Annotated in this window: 12 protein-coding genes; 1 reads left to right on the top strand and 11 read right to left on the bottom strand. The window is 72.0% G+C overall.

Features of this window, described 5'->3' with window-relative positions:
• Positions 1-132: 132 nt before the first annotated feature.
• Both D7W79_RS06040 and D7W79_RS06045 read right to left on the bottom strand, forming a co-directional pair.
• Positions 133-1,494: a FadR/GntR family transcriptional regulator gene (locus D7W79_RS06040; RefSeq protein ID WP_120524395.1), complete on the bottom strand. Its 1,362-nt coding sequence runs from the start codon at positions 1,492-1,494 to the stop codon at positions 133-135.
• A 535-nt stretch (positions 1,495-2,029) separates the two neighbouring features.
• Positions 2,030-2,914: an SDR family NAD(P)-dependent oxidoreductase gene (locus D7W79_RS06045; protein WP_120524374.1), complete on the bottom strand. Its 885-nt coding sequence runs from the start codon at positions 2,912-2,914 to the stop codon at positions 2,030-2,032.
• Between the two features lie 70 nt (positions 2,915-2,984).
• Here D7W79_RS06045 and D7W79_RS06050 point away from each other — a divergent pair, with 70 nt between their 5' ends.
• Positions 2,985-3,656, top strand: a complete 672-nt coding sequence (locus tag D7W79_RS06050) for a TetR/AcrR family transcriptional regulator (RefSeq protein ID WP_158616896.1) — start codon at positions 2,985-2,987, stop codon at positions 3,654-3,656.
• 94 nt (positions 3,657-3,750) lie between these two features.
• On the opposite strand, the gene D7W79_RS06055 is transcribed toward D7W79_RS06050, so the two are convergent.
• The 9 genes from D7W79_RS06055 to D7W79_RS06095 all read right to left on the bottom strand — a co-directional run bounded on the left by D7W79_RS06055 (position 3,751) and on the right by D7W79_RS06095 (position 13,623).
• A complete protein-coding gene (locus tag D7W79_RS06055) occupies positions 3,751-4,548 on the bottom strand; it encodes a heme ABC transporter ATP-binding protein (protein WP_439099178.1) in 798 nt (265 codons plus the stop codon).
• A 2-nt stretch (positions 4,549-4,550) separates the two neighbouring features.
• Positions 4,551-5,636 carry a FecCD family ABC transporter permease gene (locus D7W79_RS06060; protein ID WP_120524377.1) on the bottom strand — a complete coding sequence of 362 codons (1,086 nt, stop codon included), beginning with the start codon at positions 5,634-5,636 and terminating at the stop codon, positions 4,551-4,553.
• Positions 5,633-6,508 carry a heme/hemin ABC transporter substrate-binding protein gene (locus D7W79_RS06065; RefSeq protein WP_120524378.1) on the bottom strand — a complete coding sequence of 292 codons (876 nt, stop codon included), beginning with the start codon at positions 6,506-6,508 and terminating at the stop codon, positions 5,633-5,635. The genes D7W79_RS06060 and D7W79_RS06065 overlap by 4 nt, the downstream gene beginning before the upstream one ends.
• Positions 6,505-7,506, bottom strand: a complete 1,002-nt coding sequence (locus D7W79_RS06070) for a hemin-degrading factor (RefSeq protein WP_244221617.1) — start codon at positions 7,504-7,506, stop codon at positions 6,505-6,507. Before D7W79_RS06070 ends, D7W79_RS06065 begins: the two co-directional genes overlap by 4 nt.
• Positions 7,507-7,586: 80 nt before the next feature.
• Positions 7,587-8,246, bottom strand: coding sequence for an HmuY family protein (locus D7W79_RS06075; protein ID WP_120524380.1), 660 nt, complete (start codon positions 8,244-8,246; stop codon positions 7,587-7,589).
• A gap of 30 nt (positions 8,247-8,276) precedes the next feature.
• Positions 8,277-10,304 carry a TonB-dependent receptor plug domain-containing protein gene (locus D7W79_RS06080; protein WP_120524381.1) on the bottom strand — a complete coding sequence of 676 codons (2,028 nt, stop codon included), beginning with the start codon at positions 10,302-10,304 and terminating at the stop codon, positions 8,277-8,279.
• A 134-nt stretch (positions 10,305-10,438) separates the two neighbouring features.
• Positions 10,439-11,710: a metallophosphoesterase gene (locus D7W79_RS06085; protein WP_120524382.1), complete on the bottom strand. Its 1,272-nt coding sequence runs from the start codon at positions 11,708-11,710 to the stop codon at positions 10,439-10,441.
• Between the two features lie 57 nt (positions 11,711-11,767).
• Positions 11,768-12,118 carry a hypothetical protein gene (locus D7W79_RS06090; protein WP_120524383.1) on the bottom strand — a complete coding sequence of 117 codons (351 nt, stop codon included), beginning with the start codon at positions 12,116-12,118 and terminating at the stop codon, positions 11,768-11,770.
• Between the two features lie 125 nt (positions 12,119-12,243).
• Complete coding sequence (locus tag D7W79_RS06095; protein WP_120524384.1) at positions 12,244-13,623, bottom strand: hypothetical protein; 1,380 nt, start codon at positions 13,621-13,623, stop codon at positions 12,244-12,246.
• Positions 13,624-13,636: the final 13 nt, after the last annotated feature.

Genomic DNA, 13,636 nt, shown 5'->3' on the forward strand with positions numbered 1-13,636 from the left:
GTCGCCAGAAGCGCGTTGACGAATCCGGCGTGGCTCGAACAACGGATGCATCCCAGGTCAATCGAAGCAGGCGCACCCCTCTGGGAGGACATACGAAGCTTCATGAGCGCGGGCACGAAGTGCGGTCGCCGCTCACGCAGCAGGAAGTCCCAGGCCATGGGCAATGAAGCGCCAGACGCGCACAGCCCACCGGCCGAGGGGGCACGGGATGCCGTGACTCGGCCCATCCGCCTTGCGAGCAACCACGCAGGTCGGGGCGCGGGTGCCAGTGGCTGAAGCCTCGGGCTGGAGGTCACCCGGCGGAGTCGAAGCGTCCCAACCTGTCCGACAGTCGGACAGGTTGTCCCAGGCCGCCCCAGTCACGTCCCCGTCGGCGCACTCCCCACCGGGCTCGCAGGAGACGAGCCCCGCGACAGCTGGAAACCGCAGCGCCTCGCTGTCGGGCTCTTCGAGGAGGGTCTGCACCTGGGGGCAGGGTTCAACCCCGAACGCCTCGGCATCTTCGACGGCTGAAGCGGAGATGTCAGGGCCATGCACCTCAACGCACAGGTGTGCCTCCAATGCATCGTCCTGCTCAGTGACTACGACAGGGGCGCCGAGGCCACGGGTCTCCACATGCGGGCCCGCTTCCAGGGCATCGTCCCGCCCGGGGGCCGACGTGGCAGCGCTGCGGCCACGGATCTCCATGCAAGGGCTTGTCTCCAGTGTCTCGTCCTTCACGGCGGATGACGTGTGGACGCCGAGGAGGCACTCCTGGGCTGGGTGGGCTTCGGGGGACGAATGCTCCCGAGGGGCAGGGGTAAAAGCATTCAGCACGCCTTCATCGCACGTCTTCAGCAGCGCCGGCAGTTGGCGTGTCAGCGCCTGCACGTCGCGCTCGCCCAGGGCGCGCTCCGCGCACACGGCCCACTGGCGTAGCGACTCGCCGCCCATGAGGAGCTGCAACCGGGCCGCGTTACCCCTCATGGCCCGCTGCAGTGACTGAATGAGGAGCAGGTGTCCTGGACGCTCTGCCGCATGGGCCGCCAGCCGCAGCAACTCGAATTCCAACTGCGCGCACCGTGCACCCGGCTCCCAGTGCGCCGCGTCCCAGAGAGCGTAGCAGATGGACTCCAACTGGCTCACAGCCGCCTCGGAGGCACGCGTGCAGCAGTCGACCAGCAGTTCCACCAGCACCTGCCGCTTGAGGCTGAAGAAGCCCTCCAAGAGCCGCCGGCACTCCTCGGAGCGCTCGTCATGCAGCGCGAGGCCCAGGTTCTCCAGCGTCAGTGACTCATCCAGCGCCACCGCACGCGTCACACGCCCGGGGCGCTGCACCACCAGGCCTCGCGCCGCCAGCCGCCGCAGCGCCTCGCGCACGGTGCTTCGGCTCACTCCGTAGCGACGCGCCAGCACATGCTCCGAGCCCAGCTGCCCGTTCCTCGGCAGCCTCCCCAGCGAAATCTCGCGCTCCAGCTGTTCCTCTACGTACGCAACGAGTCCCACCTGCACCATCACCGTCGCCCTCCCGCCCAAGTCTCGCCCATCCAACCAGACGGGTCTGACATGGACGCGCGGCCTCACCAACCTCGTCGCCTGCCGGGACAGCGCGCCCCCGGGCCCCATGCAGCGCGAACCTGTCCGACTGTCGGACAGGTTTGCGCAAAGCGCTCCCCACGGGTGCCTCTGCTCGTGGCCCCACCTTGGCGTCCGCGACAGCACGACGTCTCGGCTCACCGCTGCACTCCGCAAGGCGTGCGTCCTCCCGGAGTCCTTCACTTCATGGAATGGGTCGATGGACCTCTTGCGACCTCCTGGCCGGCAGGCTCCGTCGTGCTCCCATCCAACCCTGGAGGTGATTGATAGGCCTTCCGGATGGCATCCATCATCTGGAGATCACGACGCCAGAATGGAGCTGACGGCGCTGTCGTGGATGCATGGCGTCTGGCGCTGAGCGTTCCTTTGGACGGTCTTCTTCCAGCCCATCGACGCGCTGAACCCGCCCACTTCACCGGCGCCGGAGCCGCGTCCGGCGTCCCAAGGCCCGCCGCTACGGCGCGAGCCGCGCGGAGCCCGTGCCCGTCGCCTCGCGCGGCTTCATCATCCCGCCCGCCACGCGCAGGCCCAGCCAGCGCGGCGTGAAGCGCGTCAGGTTGGCCTGCAGCCAGTTGCGCCACCCCGGCACCACCGACGCCCGGCCCTGGTCCAGGGCCTTGAGGCCGTGCAGCACCACCTCCTCCGCCGTCGCCATGGGACCCACGGCGGCCTGCTGGGTGCCCACTACGTCGAAGAACGCCGTCCGCACGGGGCCCGGGCACAGCGCGAGCACTCGCACGCCGCGCTCGCGCGTCTCCTCCGACAGCGCCTCCGTGAAGGACAGCACGAACGCCTTGGTGGCCCCGTAGATGGCCATGTACGGCACCGGCTGGAAACCCGCGATGGAGGCCACGTTGAGGATGCCTCCCACGCCGCGCGCGAGCATGTCCGGCAGGAACAGGTGGCTGGTGTCCGCCAGCGACGTGACGTTGAGCATCACCTGTTCGTGCTGCCGCGCGAACGGCGCCGCGTCGAAGGCCCCGTGCATGCCGAAGCCCGCGTTGTTGACCAGCAGGTCCACGCGCAGGCCCTTCTCCTGGCAGCGCGCGTGCAGCTCACGGCCCGCGCCCTCGCGGCCCAGGTCCAGCGCGATGACCTCCGCCTGGATGCCGTGGGCCTTCGACAGCTCCGCCGCCAGCGTGCGCATCCGGTCCTCGGAGCGGGCCACCAGGATGAGGTCCATGCCGCGCGCCGCCAGCTCGCGGGCGAACACCTCTCCCAGACCGGAGGACGCGCCCGTCACGAGCGCGCGGTGGCCCGCGTAGGGGAAGGCCCTGCCCCGGGGGGCCGACGCGGGAACAACAGGGCGAACGGGAGACTGGGACGAAGTCGTTTGCATGGGGTTAGAATGTGAGCGAGCGCTCACGTTCTCAACTCGCGTGGTGCTCACATTCCCTTTCGGAGGCCTCATGCCCCGCCGTCCCCCACCTTCCCGTCGCAGGGAGCCCCGCCAGGAGCGGGCGCAGGCGACGTGTGACGCCATCCTCACCGCGACTGCTCGCGTTCTGCTCAGGGACGGCTACGAGGCCGCGAGCACCAACCGCATCGCCCAGGAGGCGGGGGTGAGCGTGGGGTCGCTCTACCAGTACTTCCCCAGCAAGGAGGGGCTGGTGACGGCGCTGATGGAGCAGCACCGCGCGCGGGCGCTCGCGGACTTCGAGGCGGGACTGGTGCCGCTGGCCGGCCAGCCGCTGCCGGTGGCGATGCGCGCGCTCATCCGGCAGGTGCTCGCGGTGAAGCGGGAGAACCCGCGCCTGAACCAGGTGCTGCATGAGCTGATGCCGCGGATGAAGCAGTGGGGCTTGTCGGATGTGTATTCGCAGCGGCTGCACCGGCTGGTGCGGGCCTTCCTCGCGCCCCGCTTCGAGGACCTGCGCCCCCGGAACCTGGACATGGCGGTCTTCATCCTGGTGAACGCGGTGGAGGCGCTGTGTCACACGGCGCTGACGGACCGGCCGGACTACGTGGAGGACGATGCATTCGTGGACGAAATCGCCGCGCTGGTGGTCGGCTACCTGCGTCCGGAGCCGGCCCTGGCGCGTCCCCGGCGCGCGACCCGGGAGCGGGCGGCCCGGATGTGAAGTTCAACGTCCTTCCGCGAGGAGGGTCCAACGCGCGGCCTTGGAGGGGCGTTCGCGCGCGTGGACACCCTCCTCGCGGGCGGAAACCGGTGCCTCAGGGCGGCGCGGGTGCGCGGCCCAGCGGAATCACCAGCGGCCCGGGCAGGTCCGGCCGCGCCAGCACCTCCACCTGCAACCCGAAGGTGCTCGCGATGAGGCCGGGGGTGAGCACGCTTGAAGGCGTGCCCGTCTCCACGCACCGGCCCTGGTCCAGCACGGCAAGGCGGTCCGCGTACCGCGCGGCCTGGTTCAGGTCATGCAGCACCGCGAGCACCGCGCCGCCTTCCCGTGCGAAGGCCCGAGCGCGCTCCAGCACCAGGTGCTGATGGGACAGGTCCAGGCTCGCCGTCGGCTCATCCAGGAGCAGGTAGCGGTGGCCGTGCGAGGGCGGGGTCCACAGCTGGGCCAGCACGCGGGCCAGCTGCACGCGTTGCCGTTCTCCGCCGGAGAGCGTGGTGTACGCGCGTGAGGCCAGGTGCTGCGTGTCGGTGGCATCCAGCGCGGCGCGGGCGATCTCCAGGTCGGACTGTTCGCCGCCCCTGCGGGCATGCGGGCTGCGGCCCAGCACGGCGACTTCGAGCGCGGTGAAGCCGAAGCCCAGGGAGGACTCCTGCGGCAGCACGCCCAGCCGTTGTGCGCGCTCCACGTCAGGCCACTGGTGCAGCGGGCGGCCCTCCAGGAACACGTCGCCGGACTTGCAGCGCAGCTCGCCCGACAGCGCCGCGAGCAGGGATGATTTGCCCGCGCCATTGGGACCCACCACGGCCAGCACCTCGCCAGGCCGGACCTCCAGCGACAGCGGACCGGCCACCCGGCCCCGCCCCCGCCATACCTCGATGCCACGCGCCTCCAGGCTCATGCCGCCCCCTTGCGCGCGAGCAGCGCGATGAAGGCGGGCACGCCCAGCACCGAGGTGAGCGCGCCCACGGGCAGCTCGGACGGGGAGGCCAGCGTGCGCGCGAGCAGGTCCGACGCGAGGAGCAGCGAGGCCCCCGACAGCGCGGACGCGGCCAGCAGCCTTCGATGGTCCGGGCCAAGCGCGATGCGCAGCAGCGCCGGCACCAGCAGGCCCACGAAGCCGATGATGCCGCAGAAGGCGACCGCCGCTCCCACGCCCAGCGCGGCGGCGAGGATGAGCTTGCGCTTGAGCCGCTCTACGTCCACGCCCAGGTGCCACGCCTCACGCTCGCCCAGGAGCATCAGGTTGAGCGCACGCGCTTCGCTCAGGAGCACCCCCAGCGTCACGCTCAGCGGCAGCGCCGCGGCGCCCACGGCCTCCCACGACGCACCGCCCAGGCTGCCCAGGCTCCAGAACGTGATGGAGCGCAGCTGCGCGTCCGTCGCGCTGTGCGTGAGCAGGCCCATGCCCGCGAACGCACCCGCGCTCACCGCCACTCCCGCCAGCAGCACGCGCGGCGTGTCCGTGCGCCCTCCTCCCGTGCCCAGCCTCAGCGCGAGCAACGTCGCCCCCAGCGCCCCCACGAAGGCCGCCCCGGGCACCACCAGCATCCGCAAGGGGCCCACGTGCGCGGCCAGCGCCACGTCCAGCACGATGGCCAGCACCGCGCCCAGCGCCGCCCCACTGGACGTGCCCAGCAGGCCGGGCTCCACCAATGGATTGCGGAACAGCGCCTGGAGCGCGGCCCCCGTGGTCGCCAGCACTCCGCCCACCATCACGCCCATCAGCACGCGCGGCAGGCGGAGGGTGAGCAGCACCGCGCGCTGCATCGCATCCAGCCGGTGGGAGGCCTCGCCCAGCCCCAATGCCTCCCAGAGACTTCCCAGGATGGCGGACGGGGGCACCATCATCGAGCCCACCGCCAGCGACGCCAGGACCATCAACGCCAGCAGCAGCCCCAGCGTCACCCAGGGCCCCGCGCCCGGCAGCCTCGAAGGCACCGGACGCGCGGTGGGGACGGGCATGGCCTCCGACGCGCTCATCGACCGCCGCCCTTGCCAGCCACCGGGGCCACCGAGTCCTGCACCCGGGCCACCGCCCGGCCCAGGCCGGGCCCCAGCCCCATGAAGTCCACGTCCTCCACCGTGACCAGCTTCCAGCCCTTCACCTGCGACAGGCCGGGCAGCTTCGCCAACCCTTCCGCGCCCCCCACCGTCGCCACCGAGCCCGCGGGCAGCAGCACGAACTCCGGCGCCGCCGCCACCACGGCCTCCGCGCCCAGCGGCTTGTAGCCCTGCAGGGACTCCGCCGCGTTCACGCCACCCGTCAGGCGGATGAGCGTGTCCGCCACGGTGCCCGAGCCCGCCACCATCATCGTGCCCGCGCCCCGCGCGTAGATGGCGAGGATGCGCGGCGGCTTCGTGCCCTTCACCTGGGCCGCGCGGCCCGCCGCCTTCGCCAGGTCCTCGTCCAGCTTCGCCACCAGCGCCCTGCCCTGCTCCGGCACGCCCAGCCGCTCCGCGATGCCCTGGATGCGCGAGCGCGCCGCCTCCACCGTGGGCTCGTTGGCGAACGTCTCCACCGTCATGCCCGCCTGCTTCAGCTGCGTCAGCACCGCCGGAGGTCCCGCCTCCGCCGACCCCAGCAGCACGCCCGCGCCCAGCGACAGCACCCCTTCCGCCGACAGCGCGCGCTGGTAGCCCACCGTGCGAACCTTCGACGCCTCCGGCAACGCCGCGCTGGAGTCATCCACGCCCACCACCCGGTCGCCCGCGCCCAGCGCGAACACCGTCTGCGTGATGGCCGGCCCGATGGTGATGAGCTTCGGCGCGGGCTTCGCCGCAGGAGGTGCCGCGTGTGCCGCCAGCGAGAACAGCGCCGCGAGGAGGCCCCACTTCGAAGCCGTGCGCCTCATGACGCCACCTCCACCGCGGGCAGCGTGCGGACCAGTTCCTCCATCAGCGCCCGCCACGCGGGGGACTCCAGCTCGCCCGGCTTCCGCTTGCCGAACAGCAGCGCGATGTTCTCCCCCGCCCGGTCGAACAGCTCCAACGAGGTGACGTCTCCGTCGCGCGTGGGCTTGCGCACCACCCACGCCGTGTGGACGTGGTCCGCGCGGACGTGGAGGTTGAAGCCCGGGTCCATCACGTTCATCCACGGGCCCATGGGCCGCACCGTACGCACCGGCCCGGTGTGGATTTGAATGGCGCCCGGGTTGCCCACGAACACCATGATGGGCAGCTCCGTCGCCGCGGCGCGCTCCAGCGTCCAGCCCAGCGCGTCCGGCGCCACCGGCTTCGCGAACTCCGTCCCCGCGAGCCTCAGCGCCTGCGTGCGCGCCACCTTGAACGTGTTGAGCAGCGCGAAGAACTCGTGCGTGTCCTGGAGCGCGCGCCAGCCGGCCTTGAGCCCCAGCGCGTCGATCTCCGAATCCGGCCGGGGCGCGGCGGGAGGCGACACCGGCATCACGCCCAGCACGTGGCCCTGGTCCTCGTGCTGGAGCTCGCGCACCAGCCCCTCGAAGGCGGCCACGTTCGCGTCGTCCTGGAGGTAGATCTTGTGCACCGCCGTGCCTGCCGCGTCGAAAACCTGGAAGCCGCGGCGCACCTGGCCGGAGAGGTCCTCGCGCAGCGCGAAGACGAAGCACCAGCGCGACAGGAACAGCCGCAGGTCGATGTCCTCGTCCAGCACCAGCGCCCGCGCGCCGTGCAACTCCACGTTGCGGTAGACGCCCTTCTTCTCGTGCACGGCGGACGCGTTGCGCGTGAGCGCCATCACCCGGCCCATCGACTCCAGCCGGGGCAGGAGCACGTCGAAGCGCGGCTCCAGCCGCACCAGCTCGCCGTTCAATCCGGTGGCGAGCAGCTCCGCCTCGCTCACACCCAGATGCTCCGCCGCGTCGCGAATGCGCATGCGCGGCTGGGCTTCGCGCAGGGCCAGCCAGCGCTCCCTCAGCGGGGCGTGGGGGCTTTCCCTCTCCTCCGTGCGGCCCATCACGGCTGCCCCCCGGCCGGCGCGGCCACCTTCGCCCAGAGCAGCTTCAGCATCGCGGGCGTGCCGGCTGCGTCGTAATAGGACTGCACCTGCACCTTGAAGTACGCCCCCGCATCCGAGCGCACGACGTAGAGCTGGGCGCGCGGCGTGAGCGTGTGGAACTGGAGGTCGTAGCTGTACCAGCCGTCCCCCGCGTTGAAGACGGTGTCCGGGCTGTCGCCGGTGTCACTGCCATCCGCCGCGTCCGTCACGTAGCCGGACGCCGGTGCCTGGGTGAGCGCCGCGAAGGGCGTGCCCGGCACGATGGCCACCCGCACGCCGCCCGTACCGCTGACGCCGCCGCGCGTCTTCACCGTGTAGCGCTGGAAGGCCAGGTCCCAGAGCGCGTCCTCCGTCGCGCTCACCTGCTTGCCGGAATCCAGATCCATGGCCACCCACGCCGCCGGGTCGGTCGCGTCGACGACGGAAGTGAACGTGCCGTCGCCGTTGTCCTGGTGCTTCAGGTTCGCGCCGTCCTGCGGCGTGACGACGGGGTTCTCGTCCTCGCCGGGCCCCGGCGTGGGTTGGAGGTCGTCACCACACGCGGTGGCCAGGCCGGCGAGGAGCAGCGCCGCGCGGGCGGGGCCCAGGAAGCCGGGGCGGGAGGGATTGGGGAACATGCGGACTCCTTCAGGGTGCGGCGTGGGAAATCAGAACCGGGTGGAGACACCGGCCTGGAGGGTGCGGGGAGGAATGGGCAGATCCTTCGGGTTGCCCGCACCGGTGAGGTTGCTGCCCACAACGAAAAGCTGGAGCCCGCCCGCTGGCATGAGCCAGGCAACACGGGCGTCCAGGGAGACGGTGGGGCTGGCACGGTAGGAATCCGCCACACCGTCTCCGTTGGTATCCGGGTAGAAGGGGCGCTCGCCGGTGAGCGCGCCGCGCACGTGGGCCTCCAGGCCCCACGCGCGGTGGCGCCACGTGGCCTGCGCGGTGAGCCGGTGCCGCGCCTGGCCCTCCAGCGCGCGGTCCAGCTCCTGGTCGGTGCCGTCGGTGAGCGTGTAGCCCAGCTCCACCTGCACGCGGCCGGGCAGCGACTGGCGCACACCCAATTCGCCGCCGCGCACGCGGGCCCGGGCGATGTTGACGTACGAGTAGCGCAGGAAGTCGCCCTCGGACAGGAGCGACGCGGCGATCATGTCGCGCAGCGCGTGCTGGAACGCGCCCGCCCACAGCACGGTGTCGCCCGTGGGCCGCGCCTCCACGTTGACGCTGAAGCTGCGCGAGCGCTCGGGCTTCAGGTCCGGGTTGCCGCGCACGGTGTAGCCGACGGACGGGTTCTCGAAGTCGATGAGCAGGTCCTGGAAGCTCGGCGCGCGGTAGCCCCAGCCGTAGCTGCCGCGCACGGTGAGCCACGACAGCGGGTCCACCTTCAGCGCCACGCGCGGCGTGGCCGCGAGCCCGAACCGCGAGTCCACGTCCAGCCGCCCGCCCGGCACCAGCACCAGCCCGGGCGCTTGCGCCAGCGTCCAGCTGTCCTGCGCGTACACGGAGCCGCGCCCGCGCCGGCCGCTTCCACCGTCCAGCCGGTCCGAGCGCAGCCACTCGCCCAGGTACTCGGTGCCCGCCACCAGCGCGTGTCCGGCGCCAGGCCGCGCGTCCACCTGAGCGCCCACGCGGGCCTGCTGGTCGCGCGTGTCCTCCACGGTGTCCAGCGCGGAGGCGTTGCGCTGGTCGCGCAGGTAGCGCCGGTCGAAGTGCCCGTAGGAGACGTCCGCGCGCAGCGTCGTCGTCTCACCCAGGCGCCAGGACGGGGACAGGCGCGAGGCGAAGCTGTTGTCGCGGCTGGCGCGGTCGAACACCGCGCCCGCGCCGCCCAGGTCCACGCCGCGCTGGATGCGGTGGGAGTAGGACGCGGTGCCCTCCAGCGACATCGCGCCCGCGCCATGCCAGTCACCGCGCGCGGACAGGTCGTAGCCGTTCAGGGTGCTGCCCGTGGTGCCGAGGTCCGAGGCGTCCAGGTCGTAGGCGGAGCGCCGCTGGAGTCCAGCGCTCATGCGCAGGCCCCAGGCGTCGCCGCGCGTCTCTCCGGTGGCGTCCAGGTCCAGCCGGTGGAGCGTGCCGTAGGCGGCGCGCAGGTCCGCGCCCAGGGTGCGCTGCGCTCGGCGGGTGATGAAGTTCACCACGCCCGCCACCGCGTCGCTGCCGTAGAGCACGGACGAGGGGCCCTTCACGATCTCCACCTGTTCGATGTCCTCCAGCGACAGGCGCGACAGGTCGATGTTGCCGTCCACCTTGCCGGTGACGCGCTCGCCGTCCACGAGCACCAGCACGTACTCCGGCGCCAGCCCCTGCACCGACAGCCCGGCGCCCGCGAAGCCCTGCTGCACCACGAGGCCGGGACGGGTGGAGAGCAGCTCCGAGGCGTCACGCGCGCCGCTGGCGATGATCTCCGCGCGGGTGATGACCTCCGTGGCCACCGGCGTCTCGCGCAGCCGCTCCTGCGTGCGCGAGCCCGTCACCACCGTCTGGAGCGCGGGGGATTCCTCGGCGGGAAGCGTGGCATCCACCGCCGGCGCAGGCTTCGCGGGGGCGGCCTCCGTCACGGGCCGTGCTTCCACAGGCGGCGCGGACGCAGCCTGCTCCACGCCTCCGTCCACGGACGGCACGTCCTCCGCCCGGGCCAGGCCGGACAGGGCACTCCACAGCAGCGCGCACAGCCACCAACGCCCGGACATCCCAGGTCCTCCCGGCACGAAAGCCGGGGGGCTTCCGCTCACGGGAAGCCTGTCGGGCGCTGGGCTCGGGGGCCTCGGGCCTCAGGAAACACACTGCCTCGGGCCCCTGCCGGGACCCGCTCCCTCAATGCGCTTCAGCCACGCTCACCCCGGGGCGCACCGCCCCGCCGTGGCTCCGCCGCCGACGCGGACTCCAGCGGCACCACCTGCGTCCGGTGACACCGGCGGCACTTCAGCTCCACCCCGCCCGGCACCAGTCGCGCCAGCAGGCTGCCGCACATGCAGCGCAGCTCCCCGGCACTTCCCTGTGGTCCGCATCCCTCGTGCATCGCGGCTCCCTGCGTTCGATGGGGCCGGACGATATTGATACTGAATATCAAAGTCAAAAGACTTCCGGCGAACACCCCGGAGGGAGTGTCCAGGGGAGGACCGTCTACTTCGTGCCCGTCTTCGCTTCGGGGCGCGAGGGCCGGCGCGGCCTTCGGCACGGGGAGCAGCGGCACGCGGCCTTCCGGATAGAGCGCGGTGAGCCGGTCGCCGCGAAGCTCCAGCGCGGCCAGGTGGCGGCCGTAGTGGGTGCTGAGGCCCGTGTCGATGACGATGACGCGGCCCCCGAAGCGGACGGAGAGCCGGCCATCCTGCGACGGCGTGTGACCCATCACCATGCGGCGAGCGCCGAAGCGCTCCAGCACCTGCGTGAGGCCCGCGTCCCACTTCGCCTCGTCGTCGAGGGCGTAGCCGCGAAACCACACCGGGCCCTGCGGATCCACGGCCCCGCCCGGCGGCTGCCCTGGCGTCAGGTCCTGCCACACCCAGCGGTTCACCTCTTCGAGCGTGGTGCCCGGGACGGTGGGCGCCAGGCCGCCGTGGAGGAAGAGCGTGTCGTTGATGCGGATGACGGCGGGGTGCGTGCGCAGCCACTTCCCGTAGCGCCCGTCCGCGGCGTAAGCGGCGGCGTGGCCGTGCAGCCCCTTCGGCTCGCCCGGACCGTCGGCGGTGGGGGATTGATCCGCGAAGGAGGCGAACTCGCCGGGCGTGACGTAGCGCAGGTCCCCGCGCATGTTCATCAGCTCGTGGTTGCCCAGGAGCGGGTGCACGCGGCCGCCTGCCTTGCGCGCCTCGGTCTCCAGGCGCATGAGCAATTCGAAGGCGTCGCGGGTGTGGTCGCCCCGGTCCGGCAGGTCACCGGTCTGCACCAGGTGCGCCTTGCCGCCAATCCAGCGGTCCTTCGCGTCGATGAGGCCCGCCAGCCGGAGCACTTCCTTCAGCGCGTCCACGTCGCCGTGCACGTCCGCGACGGCGACGATGCGCTCCACGCCCTGGAAGACGAAGCGCTCCTCCGTCTTCGGGGCGGCGGCACCCGCGAGCGCGGGCAGGAGCAGCAGGGACAGGAGAACGGGACGCACGTGACTTCCTTCCTTCGATTCGAAGAAGGAGGAAGCCTAGCGCACGTCCCGTCCGGCCTACGCCCTGGCGGCGGCGTAGATGTCCAGCAGCGTGATGCCCGCGACGGCGCCGGTCGCGGCGATGAGGCGGCCCTTGCGCACGCCCGGCTCCTTCAGGCCCTTGCCCATCGTCGCCAGGTCCAGCGCGTCACCGGCCACGCGCGCCCACAGCCACGGGCGCTTCTTCGCGGGGCCCAAGAGGGCCACGCCCGCGGCCAGTTCCCGGGCGCCGTAGCCGCGCACCAGCTTGTCCCCGCGCGAGATGCCGAAGAACCGGAGCAGGTTCCACGCTCCCAGCAACTCCGTGATGCCCAGGCCCACGCTGAACCAGCCCAACGCGCGCGGCAGCTTGCTTCTTGCCTTCGCCATGCACCGCCTCCTTGAAGCAGAAAGGTCCGGGGGAAAGCTGGAGGTGCCGCAAGCGCGCGCCAAGGCCCTTGGCGGCCTGGAAACGGATGCATCCTGGAAGGCAGGCGGGCGACGGAGCCCCTGCCCTACCGGGGGTTGCCCAGGAAGCGGGCCGGGATGGCGCGCAGGAACTGCGGATCCCTCCAGTCCCAGACGCGCTCCGGCGCGCTGTCCACGTCCACCGGAACGGAGTTCCAGTTGTGCACGTCGTAGGAGGTGGAGGCGCGCCAGTGGAAGAAGAGGCTGAACGCGGCCGTCACCGCGAGCACACCCGAAAGGACGCGATGCTCGCGGGGTGCGTCCAGCGCGAGCTGCACGGGGAACGTGAGGAAGAAGACGAGGTACGGCAGCACGTCGGTGAAGAAGCGCGGCCCCACGGAGTGCCCCGCCCACCAGATGGGGAACGCGGAGATGGCCACCCAATGCAGGAGCACGATGACGGCGAAGGCCTTCTCATGAGGCTCCAGCTCCCGGCGGCGCCACCGCTGGACGAACGCCCCCCCGGCGAGCACCAGGAACGGCGAAGAGAGGAGCAGCCCCCGCGACGGGCTCACCAGGTTCGCGGCCAGCGCCAGGAAGAAGCGCGAGCCCGCGACGTCCAGCGGGTGCACGTAGTACGGCGACAGGAGCGAGCCGTAGAGGTGCAGGTTGTAGCCGCAGAACGGCGCCGCCACGAGCGCCGCGCCCGCGAAGTACGCGGGCAACAACCGGCGGAAGCGCAGGAGGTAGTACGCGGTGACGACCACCACGGTGAGGGAGTGCGTGGGCCGGCACACGTACGCGAGCGCGACCGCCAGCCCCGCGACGAACGCGGTGCGCGAGGTCTGCGTGGGCCGAGCCAGCATCCACACGACGCAGGCGATGGCCAGCAGTCCGGGGCCGTGCTGCCAGAGGACGCGGCTGGCGGTGGAGTACGCCGTCGTCCCCAGCCCGAAGAGCAGGACGGTGACGAGCGCGGCGCGGGCGGACACGCGCCTTCGCAGCGCGACGAGCAGCACGCCCGCGGCGGCGCAAACGTAGAACGAAGCGATGAGCTGTTCGGTGCGGTGGAAGGCGCCCAGGTCCACCTTGCCGGTGCTCCGGAACAACTCCAGCCACTCCAGCGCCCGCGCACCGGGAGCGCCCAGGTGCGCGAGCAGCGGCCGGCCCAGCGAGAACAGCGCCTCCGCGCCCGCCAGGAACGGGAGCGCGGACACCATCACGCCGGGCGGGTACTCGTAGTAGATGTGGCCGCCGTAGACGCCGCGCGCGTACGCGGTCGCCTGCGTGAACGACGGCGCGTACTCGTCCAGGTCCGCGTTGCCCTCGTGGAGGATGCTGGCCGCGGACGGGATGGACCACAGCGAGTCCGTCTGCATCTGCACCTGGCTCGCGGTGTAGACGCAGAACAGCCCCAGGCACAGCAGCCAGGGCGCGAGCGATGAGGCCGCGAAGTCGCGACGGGACGAAGGAGACGCTGGAAGCACGGCGCCGCTTCTA

It is taken from the genome of Corallococcus exercitus (assembly GCF_003611585.1).
Classification (GTDB): domain Bacteria; phylum Myxococcota; class Myxococcia; order Myxococcales; family Myxococcaceae; genus Corallococcus; species Corallococcus exercitus.

What these genes read in the sequence shown, in the direction of transcription:
- D7W79_RS06040 (WP_120524395.1), bottom strand. Translation starts at nt 1,494, where the DNA reads ATGGTGCAGGTGGGACTCGTTGCGTACGTAGAGGAACAGCTGGAGCGC.
- D7W79_RS06045 (WP_120524374.1), bottom strand. Translation starts at nt 2,914, where the DNA reads ATGCAAACGACTTCGTCCCAGTCTCCCGTTCGCCCTGTTGTTCCCGCG.
- D7W79_RS06050 (WP_158616896.1), top strand. Translation starts at nt 2,985, where the DNA reads ATGCCCCGCCGTCCCCCACCTTCCCGTCGCAGGGAGCCCCGCCAGGAG.
- D7W79_RS06060 (WP_120524377.1), bottom strand. Translation starts at nt 5,636, where the DNA reads ATGAGCGCGTCGGAGGCCATGCCCGTCCCCACCGCGCGTCCGGTGCCT.
- D7W79_RS06065 (WP_120524378.1), bottom strand. Translation starts at nt 6,508, where the DNA reads ATGAGGCGCACGGCTTCGAAGTGGGGCCTCCTCGCGGCGCTGTTCTCG.
- D7W79_RS06070 (WP_244221617.1), bottom strand. Translation starts at nt 7,506, where the DNA reads ATGCGCATTCGCGACGCGGCGGAGCATCTGGGTGTGAGCGAGGCGGAG.
- D7W79_RS06075 (WP_120524380.1), bottom strand. Translation starts at nt 8,246, where the DNA reads ATGTTCCCCAATCCCTCCCGCCCCGGCTTCCTGGGCCCCGCCCGCGCG.
- D7W79_RS06080 (WP_120524381.1), bottom strand. Translation starts at nt 10,304, where the DNA reads ATGTCCGGGCGTTGGTGGCTGTGCGCGCTGCTGTGGAGTGCCCTGTCC.
- D7W79_RS06090 (WP_120524383.1), bottom strand. Translation starts at nt 12,118, where the DNA reads ATGGCGAAGGCAAGAAGCAAGCTGCCGCGCGCGTTGGGCTGGTTCAGC.